The 14,031-nt window shown below is 70.9% G+C and carries 12 protein-coding genes; 6 read left to right on the forward strand and 6 right to left on the reverse strand.

The annotated features are described in order from the left end of the window. Nucleotides 1–40: 40 nt before the first annotated feature. On the reverse strand, nt 41–1,969 hold the full coding sequence (locus tag QQK49_RS17385) for a beta-glucoside-specific PTS transporter subunit IIABC (RefSeq protein WP_284305055.1): 1,929 nt from the start codon (nt 1,967–1,969) through the stop codon (nt 41–43). Nucleotides 1,970–2,232: 263 nt separating this feature from the next. On the opposite strand from QQK49_RS17385, the gene QQK49_RS17390 reads away from it, so the two are divergent. After that, nucleotides 2,233–2,598: an ArsC/Spx/MgsR family protein gene (locus tag QQK49_RS17390; RefSeq protein WP_284305056.1), complete on the forward strand. Its 366-nt coding sequence runs from the start codon at nt 2,233–2,235 to the stop codon at nt 2,596–2,598. Continuing rightward, nucleotides 2,561–4,162, forward strand: a complete 1,602-nt coding sequence (locus QQK49_RS17395; protein ID WP_284305057.1) for an alpha/beta fold hydrolase — start codon at nt 2,561–2,563, stop codon at nt 4,160–4,162. The genes QQK49_RS17390 and QQK49_RS17395 overlap by 38 nt, the downstream gene beginning before the upstream one ends. A gap of 198 nt (nt 4,163–4,360) precedes the next feature. Here the strand turns inward: QQK49_RS17395 and QQK49_RS17400 are convergent, their stop codons facing one another. The 5 genes from QQK49_RS17400 to QQK49_RS17420 all read right to left on the reverse strand — a co-directional run bounded on the left by QQK49_RS17400 (nt 4,361) and on the right by QQK49_RS17420 (nt 9,885). Next, on the reverse strand, nt 4,361–5,179 hold the full coding sequence (locus QQK49_RS17400) for a class II glutamine amidotransferase (RefSeq protein ID WP_284305058.1): 819 nt from the start codon (nt 5,177–5,179) through the stop codon (nt 4,361–4,363). Between the two features lie 145 nt (nt 5,180–5,324). Then, nucleotides 5,325–6,005: an exonuclease domain-containing protein gene (locus tag QQK49_RS17405; protein WP_284305060.1), complete on the reverse strand. Its 681-nt coding sequence runs from the start codon at nt 6,003–6,005 to the stop codon at nt 5,325–5,327. Beyond that, nucleotides 6,002–7,879 carry a DUF294 nucleotidyltransferase-like domain-containing protein gene (locus QQK49_RS17410; RefSeq protein ID WP_284305061.1) on the reverse strand — a complete coding sequence of 626 codons (1,878 nt, stop codon included), beginning with the start codon at nt 7,877–7,879 and terminating at the stop codon, nt 6,002–6,004. Before QQK49_RS17410 ends, QQK49_RS17405 begins: the two co-directional genes overlap by 4 nt. Nucleotides 7,880–7,957: 78 nt before the next feature. After that, the gene (locus QQK49_RS17415; protein WP_284305063.1) at nt 7,958–8,467 is read right to left on the reverse strand and encodes a gluconokinase; all 510 of its coding nucleotides are present in this window, start codon (nt 8,465–8,467) and stop codon (nt 7,958–7,960) included. 11 nt (nt 8,468–8,478) lie between these two features. Next, nucleotides 8,479–9,885 carry a GntP family permease gene (locus QQK49_RS17420; protein WP_284305064.1) on the reverse strand — a complete coding sequence of 469 codons (1,407 nt, stop codon included), beginning with the start codon at nt 9,883–9,885 and terminating at the stop codon, nt 8,479–8,481. Between the two features lie 144 nt (nt 9,886–10,029). Here QQK49_RS17420 and QQK49_RS17425 point away from each other — a divergent pair, with 144 nt between their 5' ends. The 4 genes from QQK49_RS17425 to QQK49_RS17440 are packed head-to-tail and all read left to right on the forward strand — an operon-like array spanning nt 10,030 to nt 13,971. Further along, nucleotides 10,030–10,749: a FadR/GntR family transcriptional regulator gene (locus QQK49_RS17425; RefSeq protein ID WP_284305065.1), complete on the forward strand. Its 720-nt coding sequence runs from the start codon at nt 10,030–10,032 to the stop codon at nt 10,747–10,749. A gap of 60 nt (nt 10,750–10,809) precedes the next feature. Beyond that, on the forward strand, nt 10,810–12,240 hold the full coding sequence (locus tag QQK49_RS17430; protein WP_284305066.1) for a glycosyltransferase family 4 protein: 1,431 nt from the start codon (nt 10,810–10,812) through the stop codon (nt 12,238–12,240). Continuing rightward, nucleotides 12,227–12,937, forward strand: a complete 711-nt coding sequence (locus tag QQK49_RS17435) for a class I SAM-dependent methyltransferase (RefSeq protein WP_284305067.1) — start codon at nt 12,227–12,229, stop codon at nt 12,935–12,937. The genes QQK49_RS17430 and QQK49_RS17435 overlap by 14 nt, the downstream gene beginning before the upstream one ends. Beyond that, entirely contained in the window at nt 12,934–13,971 is a 1,038-nt protein-coding gene (locus QQK49_RS17440; RefSeq protein ID WP_284305068.1) for a prenyltransferase, read from the forward strand. The genes QQK49_RS17435 and QQK49_RS17440 overlap by 4 nt, the downstream gene beginning before the upstream one ends. Nucleotides 13,972–14,031 lie beyond the last annotated feature (60 nt).

Consider the following 14,031-nt stretch of genomic DNA (forward strand, 5'->3'; position numbering starts at 1 on the left):
TCGATCCTTTCGTGTGCGGTCGATGTCGTCGCCGGGGGTTTCAGAACTGCACCGCGATGACCGGATCTCCGGCGGCGACGTCGGCAGGCGCGGCGGGCAGGACCTCGGCGAGCTGCGCGGTGTTCGTGACGGTGACGATCGTCGTCGTGTCGTAGCCGGCCGCAGCCACGGCGTCGAGATCCACGCGTCCGAGCATGTCCCCGGCCCGGACGTGCGCTCCGGCCTTCACGGCGGGCTCGAAGTGCCGGCCGTCGAGCTGCACGGTGTCGATGCCGACGTGGATGAGCACCTCGGCACCGCCCTCGGTGCGGATACCGAACGCGTGCCCGGTGGCCGCGGCGGTGAGGACCTCACCGGCCACGGGGGCGCGCACGACGCCCTCGCTGGGGACGATGCCCACGCCGGCGCCGAGCGCACCGGAGGAGAACACCGGGTCCGTCACGGCGGCGAGCTCGATCGTGCGACCCGACATGGGGGCGAGGAGGTCGAGCACACGCGCGCGGGTGGCGGTCGCCGTCGTGCCGGCGGCACCATCGGAGCCCGCCACGCCAGCACCTGCCGGCAGCTCGTCCGCCGGGACCGGCGCGGGAGGCGCGTCGCCCGCCGGGTCGGCGTCGGGCACCTCACGGGAGGCGAAGAGGAAGGTGAGGACGAAGGCGATGGCCATGGCCAGGCCGCACCCGATGAGCTGGAGGGTGAAGTTGCCGACCTGCATGTACGCAGGCAGGCCGAGCAGAGAGGGGAAGACGAAGGCGGTGTTCGCGCTACCACCGGCGGCTGCAACGGCACCACCGATGGCGCCGCCCGCGAGTCCGAAGTAGAACGGCAGCTTCAGGGGCAGGTTGACGCCGTAGATGCCGGGCTCGGTGACACCGGCGAGGATCCCGGACAGGGCTGCGGGCCCTGCGACGCCGCGGCGCTTGGCACTGCGCGAACGCAGGAGTACGGCGAGAGTGGCGGCACCCTGGGCCAGCACGGCGGCGGGGATCGGACCTCCGAGGACGGTGAACCCCTGGGTCGTCAGGTCGTTGAGCATGACCGGCACCAGGCCCCAGTGCAGACCGAACATGACGAGGACCTGCCACAGGCCACCCAGGACGAGGCCCCCGAGCCACGGAGCGAAACTGAAGACCGACGTGACCCCGGCGGAGACGGCGTTCGCGACCAACGTGGTGGCGGGGCCGACGGTCAGGAGGACGAGCGGGACCATGATGAGCAGCACGAGCAGCGGGCGGGTGAAGTTGCGGATCGCGCCGGGCAGCACCCGGTCCAACCACCGCTCGAGATACCCCTGCAGCCACACCGCGATGATGATCGGGATGAGCGAGCTCGTGTACGACATCATCACGACGGGGAGGCCGAAGAACGTGACGGGGTCGGGGCTCTCGGCCAACGCGACGATCGACGGGTACACGAGCGTGCCCGCGATGGCCATGGCCGTGAACGGGTCGGCCCTGAACCTCTTGGCCGACGTGACCGCGAGGAAGACGGGCAGGAAGTAGAAGATGGCGTCCGCCGAGGCGGCGAGGATGACGTTGGTCGTGCTCTCGGCGGAGAGCCAGCCGAACTGCGTGGCTGCTGCGAGGAAGGCCTTGAGCAGACCTGCCCCTGCGAGCGGCCACAGGAGGGGAAGAAGGATCGAGCTGATGAGTTCGATGAACCTGTCGAGGATGTTGCCCTTGGCCGCCGGCCGGTCGTCGTCCGTCGCGGCCTTCGTGCCTGCCAGCTGCGCCATCTCCGCGTAGACCGTGGGCACGTTGTTACCGATGACGACCTGGTACTGCCCGCCGCTGCGCCGCACGGTGATGACTCCCGGCAGCTTCTCCACGGCGGCCGTGTCGGCCTTGTCCTCGTCCCGGAGTTTCAACCGCAGCCGGGTGGCGCAGTGGGTGAAACTCGCGAGGTTCTCCTCACCGCCGGTGAGCCGGAGGATGTCACCGGCCAGCGTCCTGTAGTCGACGGACCCCATCGTCCCGTTCCTCTCGTCGAGCCCGAATCCGGGCATAAAAAAAGACCCGAGGCGCACACAGAAGGTGCGTCTCAGGTCTTGCCTCCCTCGTTGATGCGGGGAGTCACAATCCTGTGAGTGGTGAACTCACGGTGAACGTATCAGAGGCCCACGCCGTCCGGCTACGGGTGGTTTGCGCAATCCGCCGGATGCTCAGAACCCTGCGTCGTTCTGATCCTCAGTGCCCTTGACCTCGCCACCGCCGGGCGGGTAGAGCAGGTCGCATGACTCTGACGCTGCTGCACAACCCGCGTTGTTCGACGTCCCGCGCCGCCTTGGAGGCCGTGGAGTCGACGGGTGTCGAGGTCGACGTGGTGCGCTACCTCGACACGCCCTTGCACGAGCAGGCCGTCCTCGACCTCTTCGAGATCCTCGAGGATGCGCCCGGTGACCTGGTCCGTCGCGACGGCACGTTCAAGGAGCTCGGCCTCACCGACGATGACGTCGCGACCAAGGAACAGATCGCGGCCCTCCTCGCCGAGCACCCCAAGCTCATGCAGCGCCCGGTCCTCATCGCCGAGAAGGCGGCGATCATCGGCCGCCCGAAGGATCGTGTGCCCGCGTTCATCGAGGTCTCCCGCGACGCATGAGCAGCGCGTCGACCCGCTCCGAGGCCGGAACGGGGCTGCACCGCACCGCTCCCCGCTGGATCATGGCGGGGGCGATCCTCTACCTCGCCTGGATCCTCGAGGGGTCCTCCTCACGACCGAGCTCGATCCGGCCTCCTCCTACATCAGTGAGCTCTCGGCCCGTAACCAGGCGGGCTCGCTGCTGTACCGCACGACCGACGGGCTCGCCGGAGCCACGGTGACGGTGGGGGCGTTCCTGGCCGCGTTCTCCCCGCGTCTGCGGCGGCGCCTCACCCCGGAGGTCCGTCCGTACTGGCGGATCATGTGGTGGTCGCTCGTCGTCTTCGGGCTGTCGACGGTCGCCGACGCCGTCTTCCCCATGGAGTGCGCGATCACCGGCGACGCCGCCTGCACCGCGGCCGAGATGGCCAGCGAGCTGCCGTGGACGCACCAGGTGCACACCGTCACCAGCTCGGTCGCGACCGCCGCGCTCCTCGTCGCGGTCGCCGTCGCGATGCCGGTGGCGCGCCGGGCCGGCTGGCACTACGGGGTGCTCGTCATCGTCGCCGGCGCCCTCACCCTGCTGGGCTCGGTGTGGCTGGGCGTCGAGATGGCGCGACCCCACCTGCCGTTCACGCCGCCGTGGGACTCCCTCATCGGCGCGTCACAACGCCTGCAGATCCTCGGGGCCTCGCTGTGGCTCATGCGCATCTCACGGCTGCTGCGCCTGTTCATCGCCGACTCGGCGTTCGCCGTCGGCTCCGACTCCATGGCGACCCCGAGCGCCACCGACGCCACGGACACGACCGACACCGCGAACACCGCGAACACCGAGGTCACAGGCGCAGGTGGTGAGCGCGCGGACGCGGCGCCGCCGTTGGTGTTGTGCGCCGGGCTCGGGCTGTCGAGTCGGGTGTGGAAGCCGATGCGGCGGTTCCTCGGCGTCCGTCGCGTGATCGTGGCGGCTCATGGCGTGGGTCGCCGTCCGGTCACGCTCGAGGAGGAGGTGCGGGTCCTGTCCGACACGCTCGCGGCGGTCCCGGCAGGAGAGCGGGTCGTCGTGGTCGGTCACTCGATGTGGGGGCTGGTGGCGGAGGCGTGGGCGCGGCAGCACCCCGACCGCGTCGCCGGGCTGGTCCTGCTCGACTCCAGCGTCGAGGAGGATCCGCACCCGCACTCGAACCGACGTCCGGTCGCGGCGAGGTCGGCGGATGTCGTCGACGGGCTGCGGCTGCCGCGCGCGGGTCGCCTGCTGCGGGAGTTGGCCGGGTACCGCGGCCTCATCGCCGATCTCGACACCATCCGGACGCAGACCCCACTGCCACCCGTGCCGGTGCTCGTCGTCGTCGCCGACCGGGGCGCGCTGCGGGCCGACCGGAGCTGGGTGCAGCGGCAGCAGCAGCTCGCGTCACGTCTGCGCCGGGAACACCCCTGGAGTGACGCCGGAGTCCGCGTGGAGATCGTCGTGCCGAGCAGCCACCTCGTCATGCTCGACCGACCCGCCACGGTCGTCGCCCTGATCGAGTCGGCGTTCCCGTCCGGGTCGGTCGGTTCACCACGTCCGCGACCCGATGTCGCCCGATGAAGAACAACACCGACTACATGGATGACGCTGCCGTGACTCTGGCGATCCTCTGACCTGGGACGTTACCCGCGCTCACACTATTGATGTTGTCGGTGTTGTTCTTCGATCGCGGAGCTTGGACCCCCGGAGCCCGGTTCTTCGGTGTGCGTCTCGAGCCGATGACCTCTCGGGTCCGCGCTCGCCCGCAGGTCGCCGCCCTCAGCGGCGCAGGGCCACCGGGGTGCAGGTCAGGCTCATGGTGCGGGCGGTGACGCTCGCGATGTCGACGACCGTGACGGAGTCGCGCGGCAGGTCGGTCCAGCCCGTGGTGTCCAGTCCGCTGGAGGCGAAGGCGAGGCTGCCGTCGGCGCCGACGCGGAGCCGCAGGTCGTAGTAGGCCTCGTCGTGCGCCGGCGGCAGGTCGTCGTCCACGATGCCCCGCTCGATGAAGTGCTCCCGCGGCACGATGGCATCCGTGCTCGCGCGCACCACGACGAGTTCATCGGTGCCGAGGACCATCGCGTTGAGACTCGCGATCGGAAAGCGTTCGCGCAGGTCGGTGACCACGCAGATCACGGCGTCGCCCAGGTCGAGGCCGTCGGCGAGCCGCTCCCGCACGAGCGCGAAGTACATCTCGCTGTCGGTCGTGCCACCGCACTCGCGCAGCATCGCCGGCGAGACCAGACTCCGCAGATCGTCGACGGGCAGGATGGACCCGTTGTGCGCGAATCCGACACCGCTGCCGGTGAACGGGTGGGTGTTGGCCTCACGGATCGACAACCCGCCCGTGGCCAGACGCAGGTGCGCGACCGACGCGCGGGCGCGGCGTCCGTGCAGGGCGTTGGTGAGGTCGGTGTCGTCGTGCCCCTCACCGGGAGTGCGGCGTCGCTCGACCCGGCCGTCCTCGCGGCGCCACATGATCCCCCACCCGTCGGCGTGCAGCCGGGCGAGCCGCTGGAACGCGCCCGACTGCTCGATGCCGATGACATCGGACACGGTGGACGGCGCGGGGGCGACGTAGGCGAGAAGACGACACATGACGAACACACGACTTTCAGGGGTGACGCGAAGACGTCCCCGTCGGTCTGCGCGTGATCGGGCAGGATCTGAATCTCCCATCGGCAGAAATGCCGCTGAGAAGAAGCTTCTGTTCGGGCGGAGGCGAAACGGCGGCGACACGCCGTCACCGGGTCAACCCACCCAGGGACGTCGTCCCACGTTCTGAGAAGACCGCTCGTTGCGCGAGATAGAGCTCGGCGCACGCCAGCGCGTCCGTGAGCGCCGCGTGCGCCGAATACGGCGGCAGGCCGTGGGCGCGGCGGGCCGTCCCCAGCCGGAGCGACCCCGCGCGCGGGTCGTCGTACTCGTTCGTCGTCAGCCGCCGCTCGAGTTCGAGGGTGTCGACGACGCGCAACGCCAGCGGCGCACCGTGGATCCGCCGGCACGCCATCGACAGGAACCCCTCCTCGATCGGCGAGTAGTGGGCCAGGAGTACGCGACCCGTGAGGGCCTCGAGAACGACGTCCAGCACCTCGGCCAGGGGCCGACCGCCGGCCACGACGTCGTCGGTGAGGCCGTGCACCACCGCGCTCTGGCCCACCTCACCCTCGGCCCGGACCACGAGTTCGCGCGCCCCCGACAGGTCGACGACCTCACCGTCGACGGGGACGAACCCGACCGAGAGGATCTGATCGGTCTTGGGGTCCAACCCGGTCGTCTCCAGGTCGACCGCGAGCAGCGGCACCGTGGAGGTGGGAGTCGAGCGGCGCGGCGGCGCCACGGCCAGGTGCCGCCCCAAGGCCGAGTCCGCTCCGGCCTTTCGCAGGGCACGCTCCCGCTTGCCGCGCAGGCCCAGACCGATCACGAGATGTATCCGAGCGGCTGACGTTGGGCGAGCGCGGTCTGCGCCTGCCGGATCACGCCGAACGCGTCCTTGAGCGTGCGTTTCTCGAACGAACTCAGCGAGGCGGGCGAGACGAAGTTGTCCGGCGCGTGCCCCTCGCGCACCCGCCCCGCCTGATGGCGCAGCCGCACGTAGGAGATGAACTCGAACGCGTCGAGCAGGTCGGCGACGGAACTCTCGGACATGCGCCCGGCGCTGCGTGCCCCCGCGAGGCGGCCGCGGGTGTCGACCGCGGTCGAGCCCACCGACAGGGCCTGGGCACGCGCGATCTCGGCGACCGGCCCGACACCCCGGTGTTTGAGGTCGAGGGTGCTCTCGTTCGGGCCGCCCTTCTCCAGCACCAACCCACGGAACAACCCCAGCGGCGGCTGGTGGAACACGGCCTGCTTGATGAGGTGCGCGAGGAACGTCGACGCCTGCGGCGTGCGCGCCAACACGTGGCGTCGGAGCCGTTCGCACATGTCGGTGTCGCCGGCGAGCGCCCGCATGTCGAAGAAGATCGTCGCGCCGACGACGGCGTCGGGAGTGGGCCTCTCGATCCACTCGGCGAAGATCGCCCGCCAGGCCGTCTCCGTCTGTCGCCAGCGGGGATTCGTCGCCATGACGTCACCGGGGCAACGCGGGTAGCCGCACAGCACGAGCCCGTCGGTGATGAACTCGGCGAACTCGGCGAAGTAGGTGGCGTGCTCCAGCGTGGCGGAGTCGTCGAGGATCAGCGCCGAGTCCTGATCGCCGCCCAACCCCGACTCATAGCGCGCCTGAGAGCCGAGCGCGACCCAGCAGTACGGCACCGGCGGCGGCCCGAACTTCTCCTCGGCGAGCAGGATCAGCCGGCGGTGCAGCGCGTCGGCCACCGCCGTGACGACCCGGGAGATGTCGCTCGCCGACGCGTCCTGCGTGACGAGGTGGTCGACGATCGAGGGCAGGCGCCGCGCCACGGCCGCGAGCCCTTCGGGGCTGCTCTGCCGAGACACGTCCTGCACCACGTACAACGGGCTGGACTGTTCGAGCCGGATCAGATCGGTGCTGGTCACCAGGCCGCGGGGACGCCCGTCCTCCACGACGGGCAGGTGATGGATGCCGCGGCCGAGCATCTCCAGCAGCGCCTCGAGCGCGAGCGCGTCGGACTCCAGGGTGATCGGATCGGTCGTCATGACCTCCGCGATCGGGACCTCGACCGACAGCCCCTCCGCGACGACGCGATTGCGCAGGTCACGGTCGGTGAGGATGCCGCAGAGGCGATCGGTGGAATCGAGGACGAGCACGGAGGACACCCGCGCCTCGCGCATGGTGCGGGCGGCCTCCCGCACGGTCGCGTCGGGTCGCGCGATGACCGGCGCGCGCCCCAGCATGTCGGCGATCCTCGTGCGCAGCACCGCGCCGCCGTGATCGGAGATCTGGACGCTCTCCACGGCCTGCCGCAACCGATGAGCTTGTTGCAGCATGAAATAGGAGGAGACGCCGGGATAGGTGAGCAGATCGCGGAAGACCTCCCCGGGGACGACGAGGACGAGCGTGTCCTCCACCGCCGTGACGACGAAGCCGTACGGGGGCGGCTGCAGCAACCCGTTGACGCCGACGCTGCCGCCGACGTCCACCCGTTCCACCAGACCTCCGGCCGGGTCGTGCACGTCGAGGGCTCCGGAGCGGACGATGAGGAAGCTCGTGACCACCTCGTCGGGTCGCAGGATCGTGCTACCGCGCCGGTGATACCGCAGCGAACAGCGGGCGGGCACCGCCGCGAGGACGTCGTCGGGCAGATCCGAGAACGGGGCGTGGGCGGCGAGGAAGTCTCTGACCTCGGCGAGTTCGGGCTCCATGATGGGCAGCAGCATTCCACGGCGCCCACGCGCGGCCACCGACGCGCGCCGGCCGTTCGCCGAGTGGCGGACGGCCGGCGACGAGCGGTGCGATCAGCGTTCGGCGAGGCGGCGGAAGATCTCGTCGACGATCTGCGCCGGCGGCAGGTCGATGGAGAACACGTACCCGGACTCGTCGTCCCCGAGAGGTTCGAGGGTGTCGAGCTGGGAGTCCAGGAGGCTCGCGGGCATGAAGTGTCCGCTGCGCCCTCCGAGGCGCTGCTCCAGGGTCGAGTGTTCGCCGTGCAGATGCACGAACACCACGTCGCGGCCGCCCTTGCGTAGCTGGTCGCGGTAGGCGCGCTTGAGCGCCGAACACGTGACGACACTCGACATGCCGGCCCGCTCACGCGCCTGGATCCACTCGGTGAGGGCCTCCAGCCAGGGCCCACGGTCCTCGTCGGTGAGCGGAGTCCCGTTCTCCATCTTCTCGATGTTGGCCGCGGGGTGGAAGTCGTCGGCCTCGGCGAAGACCCAACCCGTGCGATCGCGCAGGGCCTCGGCGACCGTCGACTTGCCCGAGCCCGAGACGCCCATGACGACGAGGTGACGTGGAGAGTTCATGCCGTTCATCTTCACACCAACAGGCTGATGGCGAAGGCCAGAGCGAAGCCGATCACGCCGAGGAGGGTCTCCAGGACCGTCCACGTCTTCAGCGTGGTCTTGACGTCCATGTCGAGGAACCGGCCGACGAGCCAGAATCCGGAGTCGTTGACGTGCGAGAGCACGGTCGCACCACAGGCGATGGCGACGACGATGCACGCGAGCTCGAGCTGGGACATGCCCGGCGTGGCCGCGACGGTGGGCGCGATGAGGCCGGCCGTCGTCGTGAGGGCGACCGTGGCCGAGCCCTGCGCGACACGCAGCGCCGTGGAGATGATGAACGCCGCGACGATGATCGGCAGACCGATGCCCGCGAGGCTGCCCGCGAGCGCCTCACCGATGCCGCTGGCGCGCAGCACGCCACCGAACATGCCACCGGCGCCGGTGATGAGGATGATCGCGCAGACGGGACCGAGGGCGTCGTTGCACAGCTTCTCGATCTCGGCGCGACCGAGCCGCGGGCCGGCGAGGGTGAACACGGCCACGAGCAGGGTGATGAGCAGCGCGACGGGCGTCTGACCGAGCAGGCGCAGGGCCTGGACCCAGGTCGCGTCACCGTCCACGACGCCGCTCTTGGCGATCGTGTTGAGGCCGGTGTTGAGGAAGATCAGCACGAGCGGCAGGAGCAGGAGCACGAGGACGTGACCGAAGGACGGCCGCGACTGTTCGGGCACGTCCTCGACCTCACCGAGGATCGAGGGGACCGGGAGGTCGAACCGCTTGCCGGCCCACACACCGTAGAGGTAGGCGCCGAGGAACCAGGTGGGTAGACCGATGAGCAGACCCACGACCACGATGAGACCGATGTCGGCGCCGAGGAGTTCACCCGCGGCGACCGGGCCGGGGTGCGGCGGGACGAAGGCGTGCATGACCGCGAACGCACCCGCGGCGGGCAACGCGTAGGTGAGGACCGAGCCGCCGAAGCGGCGCGCGACGCTGAAGATGATCGGCAGCATGACGACCAGGCCGGCGTCGAAGAAGATCGGGAAGCCGAACAGCAGCGAGGCGACACCGAGGGCGAACGGCGCCCGCTTCTCACCGAACCGGGAGATGAGGGTGTCGGCGAGGGTCTGTGCGCCGCCGGTCACCTCGAGCAGGCGGCCGATCATGGCGCCGAGTCCGACGAGCAACGCGACGCTGGCCAGCGTGCTGCCGAACCCGTCGAGCAGCGTCGGCATGAGGTCGCCGAGGGGGATGCGCGTGGCGAGCGCCGTCAGCAGGCTGACGAGGACCAGCGCGACGAAGGCGTGGATCTTCACCTTCATGATGAGGAAGAGCAGCACCAGCACCGCGACGACCGCGATGCCGAGCAGCACGCCCGTGGAGTAGGCCGGTTGGACGGGTTCCGCCGCAGTGAGGAGCCCGGGGAGTCGAGACACGACGCCTCCTAAGTCAGGTGATCAGTGACAGCACTATGGCCTATAAATATGATCTTTGCCGACATCTCGGGGAAAAACGCATCCGTTGAAGCGATTCGGATCAACTGTGGGCATACCTCAAGCGCGAGTGCGACGATGTCGGGCATGCTCACCGCCACGGCCGCCGGATTGCACGGTCAGATGCTCGACGCCCTCGGGGCCGACCTCGCCTCCGGCGCGCTGGCGCCCGGCAACGTGCTCTCGATCGACCGTCTGGAAGAACGGTACGGCGTCTCCCGCAGCGTCGTCCGCGAAGCGATCCGCGTTCTCGAACAACTCGGCATCGTGCGCAGCCGGCGGCGCGTGGGGATCTCCGTCCGTCCACCGTCGGAGTGGGCCGCCCTGAGTCCGTATGTGATCCGGTGGCGCCTTGCCGGCCCCGGTCGCCTCGACCAGTTGCGGGAGATCGGGGAGCTGCGCACCGGCACCGAACCCGTCGCGGCCGCACTCGCCGCCCGCCGCGCCACCGACGAGCAACGCGCCACACTGCTCGCCGCGGCCTCCGGGATGCTCGTCACCGGCACCGCGGGCGACCTCGACGCCTACCTGGCCCACGATGTGACGTTCCACACCACCCTGCTCGAGGCCTCCGGCAACGCCGCCTTCGCGAGCCTGGCCCCGATCGTCGCCGAGGCGCTCAAGGGCCGAACCCACCACCACCTCATGCCCGCACGCCCGGTCGCCGACGCCATCCGCTGGCACCGCGAGATCGCCGAGGCGGTCACGATCGGCGACGCCGCAGCGGCCGAACGCCACGCCCGATCCATCGTCGCCGAGGCCCAGGGCGCCGTGGACCAGGACGCGCGCGAGCTGGGCGTTCAGTAGGCTGTCGGCATTCGCGCGGCCGGTGAGGGACCGCCGACGTCGACACCCACGGGAGGGCAGATGGGGCTGCGCGTCGCGCTGCTGTCGTACCGCAGCAAGCCGCACGGCGGGGGGCAGGGGATCTACGTCCGGCACCTCTCGCGCGAGCTCGTCGCCGCCGGTCACGACGTCACCGTCTTCTCCGGCCAGCCCTACCCCGAGCTCGATCCGGGGGTGCGTCTGGAGAAGGTGCCCAGCCTCGACCTGTACCGCGAACCCGACCCGTTCCGCATGCCGCGCGTGCGTGAGTACCGCGATCTGGTCGACGTGCTCGAGGTCGGCACGATGATGACCGCCGGGTTTCCCGAGCCCCTCACCTTCAGCCTGCGGGTGGCGCGGATGCTGCGCGGCCGCCTCGCGGACTTCGACGTCGTCCACGACAACCAGTGCCTCGGCTACGGCCTGCTCGACATCGCCCGGCACCTGCCGCTGGTGGTGACGATCCACCACCCGATCACCCGCGACCGCGCCACCGACCTGGCCGTGGCCACCGGCCGGCGCCGCCTCACCCTGCGTCGCTGGTACGGATTCCTGCGGATGCAGAAGCGCGTCGCCCGCCGGCAGAGCCGCATCCTCACCGTGTCGAGTTCGTCGGCACGTGACATCGCGACGGACTTCGGCGTCGACCCCGCGCGCATCGAGGTCGTGCCCCTGGGGGTCGACACGGAGGTGTTCACCCCGTCGGCCGCACCGGCCCGGGTGGCGGGTCGCATCGTGGCCATGGCCAGCGCAGACACCCCGCTCAAGGGCATCGACGTGCTGTTGCACGCGGTCGCGGCGCGGCGCCGACGGCATCCGCAGGCACCGCTCGAGCTCGTGCTCGTCAGCCGGCCCGAGCCCGGCGGGCGCACCGAACGGCTCCTGTCCGAACTCGGACTCCGCGACGTCGTCACGATCGTCAACGGCCTCACGGACGACGAACTCGCCCGCACGATCGCCTCCGCGGAGGTCGCCTGCGTGCCCTCCCGGTACGAGGGCTTCTCGCTGCCCACCGTCGAGGCCATGGCCTGCGGCACGCCGCTCGTCGTGAGCGACGCCGGCGCCATCGGCGAGGTCGTCGGTCACGAGAACGGCTCTGCGCCGGGCGCGCTCGTCGTCCCACCGGGCGACGCCGAGGCCCTGACCGTCGCGCTGGACCGCGTCCTCGACGACGCCGATCTGCGTGAACGGCTCTCCCGCGGAGGGCGGGCACGGGCGCTCGAGCGGTACTCGTGGCCGGCGGTCGCCGCGGCGACGGCGGTGGCGTACGCGAGCGCCATCGCCGAGCACCACCGCCCCGCGGCCTCGAACCTCCCCGCCGCGGGTTTCACGGCCGCAGCCATGACGACCGCCTCGCTCATGGCCCCGGCCACGGGCACCCGCCTGATGCGTCGCCTGCGACCCACCCCACGCACCCGACCGATCCGCCCGACCCGAGACACCCCTGGAGGAGCCGCACGTGCTCACCGTTGACTTGGCCCGCCTCGGCCTGCGCCCCGGCGATTCCGTCCTCGACATGGGATGCGGCGCGGGCCGTCACGCCTTCGAGATGTACCGACGTGGCGCCGACGTCACCGCCTTCGACCAGGACGCGGCCGAACTCGCCGGTGTCGCAGAGATGTTCGGGGCGATGGAACTCGAGGGCGAGGGAGCACCGGGCGGCGCCCGCACCGTGGAGGGTGACGCGCTCGCCCTGCCGTTCGAGGACGCCCGGTTCGACCGCGTCGTCGCCGCCGAGGTCCTCGAGCACATCCCCGAGGACCGGCAGGCGATCTCCGAACTCGTGCGGGTGCTGCGGCCCGGCGGCACGATCGCCGTGACCGTGCCGCGGGCGTGGCCGGAGCGCATCTGCTGGGCGCTGTCGGACGCCTACCACGAGGTCGAGGGCGGGCATGTGCGCATCTACAGCGCCGACGCCCTCGCCGGGCAGCTCACGCAGGCCGGGCTGGAGGTCACCGGCCGCGACCACACCCACGCGCTGCACGCGCCGTACTGGTGGCTCAAGTGCGCGGTCGGGGTCGACAACGACACGAATCCGCTGGTCAAGGGCTACCACTCGATGCTCGTGTGGGACCTGATGAAGAAGCCGGCCCTGACGCGCACCGCCGAGCGCCTGCTCAACCCCGTCCTCGGCAAGTCGGTCGTGCTCTACGCCCGCAAGCCGGGATGAGGCTGCCGAGCGAGGCGGATCTGCGGCTGACGGGCGCAGCCATCGCGGCCACCCAGGCGCCGTGCGGGGCGATCCCGTGGGACGTGCAGGGCGACACCGCGGGCAAGGTCGACCCCTGGGATCACGTGGAATGCGCGATGGCGCTCGTCGCGACGGGACACCTCACCGAGGCCGCCGCGGCGTATGACTGGCTCGCCTCGACCCAGCGTGACGACGGGTCGTGGCCGGCGGAATGGCGGCTGCGCGAGGGCCGGCCCGAGGTCGTCGACGCGGGCTTCGACACCAACCTCACCGGCTACGTCGCGGTGGGGGTGTGGCATCACTGGCGCGACCGCGGTGATCTCGAGGCGGTGCGTCGGTGGTGGCCGATGGTGGCGGCGGCGCTGGACGCCGTGGCCGCGGTGCAACTCCCGTCGGGCGCGATCGCCTGGGCGACGGGGCCGTACGGGCCGGCCGATCGCGGTCTGCTGGCGGGCAGCTCGTGCCTGCGCCTGGCGCTGCGCTGCGGTGTGGTGCTCGGTGAGGTCGTGGGCGATCCGCGGCCGCGGTGGCGCGAGGTCGCCGATCGGATCGAGACGGCGGTCGCGACCGCCACCAGCGGCGATGCGGAGGTCTCCGACGCGATCTTCGACCCCAAGCATCGGTACTCGATGGACTGGTACTACCCCGTGCTCGGTGGCGCCCTGCGCGGACCGGCCGCGCACGCCCGCCTCGACGCGAGGTGGTCGGACTTCGTCGTCCCCGGACTCGGAATCCGCTGCGTCGACGACCATCCCTGGGTCACCGGGGCGGAGACGTGCGAACTCGCCCTCTCCCTCGCGGCGCTGGGTCGCCGCGAGGAGGCGGCTCGCCTCGTCGCCGACATGCAGCACCTGCGCGATGCGGACGGCGCCTACTGGACGGGGTACGTGTGGCCCGATGACGCCCGCTGGCCCATCGAGCGCTCGACCTGGACCTCCGCCGCCGTCGTCCTCGCCACCCGCGCCCTCTGCCCCTCACCGGATTCAGGCGGGTCGAGCGGACGCCTCGAATAATCCTGTGTTTCGGAATGAATAACGCCCTGTGCGATGTTGGGGTGAGGGTCGGGCCTCCTC

Origin of the sequence: Mobilicoccus caccae (assembly GCF_030161635.1) — a bacterium.
In the GTDB taxonomy this organism is placed as follows: Bacteria; Actinomycetota; Actinomycetes; order Actinomycetales; family Dermatophilaceae; genus Mobilicoccus; species Mobilicoccus caccae.

Bases quoted from the DNA above. Each gene is read 5' to 3' on its own strand.
- QQK49_RS17385 (WP_284305055.1), bottom strand. From the start codon at position 1,969: ATGGGGTCCGTCGACTACAGGACGCTGGCCGGTGACATCCTCCGGCTC.
- QQK49_RS17390 (WP_284305056.1), top strand. From the start codon at position 2,233: ATGACTCTGACGCTGCTGCACAACCCGCGTTGTTCGACGTCCCGCGCC.
- QQK49_RS17400 (WP_284305058.1), bottom strand. From the start codon at position 5,179: ATGTGTCGTCTTCTCGCCTACGTCGCCCCCGCGCCGTCCACCGTGTCC.
- QQK49_RS17410 (WP_284305061.1), bottom strand. From the start codon at position 7,879: ATGCTGCTGCCCATCATGGAGCCCGAACTCGCCGAGGTCAGAGACTTC.
- QQK49_RS17430 (WP_284305066.1), top strand. From the start codon at position 10,810: ATGGGGCTGCGCGTCGCGCTGCTGTCGTACCGCAGCAAGCCGCACGGC.
- QQK49_RS17415 (WP_284305063.1), bottom strand. From the start codon at position 8,467: ATGAACTCTCCACGTCACCTCGTCGTCATGGGCGTCTCGGGCTCGGGC.
- QQK49_RS17440 (WP_284305068.1), top strand. From the start codon at position 12,934: ATGAGGCTGCCGAGCGAGGCGGATCTGCGGCTGACGGGCGCAGCCATC.
- QQK49_RS17425 (WP_284305065.1), top strand. From the start codon at position 10,030: ATGCTCACCGCCACGGCCGCCGGATTGCACGGTCAGATGCTCGACGCC.